General features: G+C 56.7%; 1 protein-coding gene. It reads left to right on the top strand.

What is annotated here, in order from left to right; all coding sequences use genetic code 11:
- Positions 1-1,884, top strand: a 1,884-nt coding sequence (locus L693_RS28565) for an AMP-binding protein (RefSeq protein WP_155983944.1), incomplete at both ends; no start/stop codon positions are given.

Genomic DNA, 1,884 nt, shown 5'->3' with positions numbered 1-1,884 from the left:
CGACCGGCAAGCCGAAAGGCGTCATGGTCGAACACCAGTCGGTGATCAACCGCCTGACCTGGATGCAGAAGGTGTATCCATTTGATGCAGGAGAAATAATTTTGCAAAAAACAGCGATCACGTTCGACGTTTCGGTGTGGGAGCTGTTCGGCTGGTCTTCTGTAGGAGCGAGTTTGTGCCTGCTTCCAGTCGGCGGGGAGAAAGATCCGGAAGTGATTCTGGAGACGATTGAGGCGCAAAGAATCAGCAGGATACATTTTGTACCGGCGATGTTGAACGTGTTCCTGGAATACATTGAGCGTCAAGGAGAGCAAGCGCAAAGCAAGCTGGCCTCGTTGAAGCTAGTGTCTACGAGTGGGGAAGCATTAACGCCGATTGCGGCAGCGCGGTTCCAGCAACTCGTCGCCCCGGTCAGTCAGGCGAAGCTGGTGAATTTGTACGGGCCGACGGAAGCGACGGTCGAAGTCTCGTATTTTAACTTGCGAGCAGACGAAACGTACAGAACGATTCCAATTGGCAAGCCGATTTCGAATATACGGCTATACATCGTCAGTGAAGGCGGAAGGTTGCAGCCCATCGGCGTGCCAGGTGAGCTATGCATCGCGGGAGACGGAGTTGCCCGGGGGTATCTAAACCGACCTGAGCTGACGGCGGAGAAATTCGTGGACGACCCGTTTGTGCCGGGAGAGCGAATGTACCGAACGGGAGACCTGACCCGCTGGCAAGCGGACGGGAACATCGAGTATTTGGGACGGATCGACCATCAGGTGAAAATACGGGGTTACCGGATTGAACTTGGTGAGGTGGAAACGCAACTGTTGAAGGTGGAGGCTGTACAGGAGACGGTCGTGGTAGCGAGGGAAGACGAAAGCGGTCAGAAGCAGATGTGCGCATATTTTACGGCGAATGCAGAGATGACGGCAAGCGAGCTCCGCGGAGCGCTGGCGCAGGAGCTTCCGGGCTATATGATCCCGTCACACTTCGTGCAGCTTGAGCATATGCCGCTAAGCCCGAATGGAAAGATTGATCGCAAAGCGCTGCCTGCGCCTGAAAGCAGCCTATCGGTCGGAACCGTCTATGAGGCTCCGAAGACAGCGGTGGAGCAAGCGCTGGCTGCTGTTTGGCAGGGCGCGCTTGGTGTCGGGAAGATCGGCATTCACGACAACTTCTTCGACCTTGGGGGCGATTCAATCAAGTCGATCCAGGTGTCTTCGAGACTGCTGCAAGCTGGCTACAAGCTGGACATGAAACATTTGTTCAAGTATCCGACCATCGCCGAGCTCAGCCTGCATGTGCAAACTGTCGGCCGCATCGCCGATCAAGGGGAAGTGACAGGCGAGACGCCACTGCTCCCGATTCAGCGCTGGTTCTTCGAACAGGCGCCTGTTGATCTGCACCACTTTAATCACGCGGTTATGCTGTATCGGGCGGAAGGCTTTGAACTGACGGCTTTGCGTCAAACGATGGCCAAAATCGCCGAGCATCACGATGCACTGCGGCTCGTATTCCGCTTGAACGATCACGGATACGAAGCGTGGAACCGCGGCATCGGCGAGGGCGAGCTGTACACGCTCGACATCGCGGATTTCCGGGGCGAGGCTGACTACGCAGCTGCCATCGAAGCGAAAGCAAGCGACATTCAGCGCAGCATGAACCTGAGCGAAGGGCCGCTGCTGAAGCTGGGGCTGTTCCATTGCGCGGACGGCGACCATTTGCTGATCGTCATTCACCATCTGGCGGTGGACGGAGTATCGTGGCGGATATTGTTCGAGGATATCGCCGCAGGCTATGAGCAGGCGGCAAGCGGGCGGGAAATCCGACTCCCGCAAAAAACGGACTCGTTCCGCACATGGGCGCAGCACTTGCTACTGCATGCGGCAAGTC

The organism is Paenibacillus sp. 1-18 (genome assembly GCF_000520755.1).
Taxonomy (GTDB): Bacteria; Bacillota; Bacilli; order Paenibacillales; family Paenibacillaceae; genus Paenibacillus; species Paenibacillus brasilensis.
This window is presented reverse-complemented; position numbering and strand designations above follow the sequence as displayed.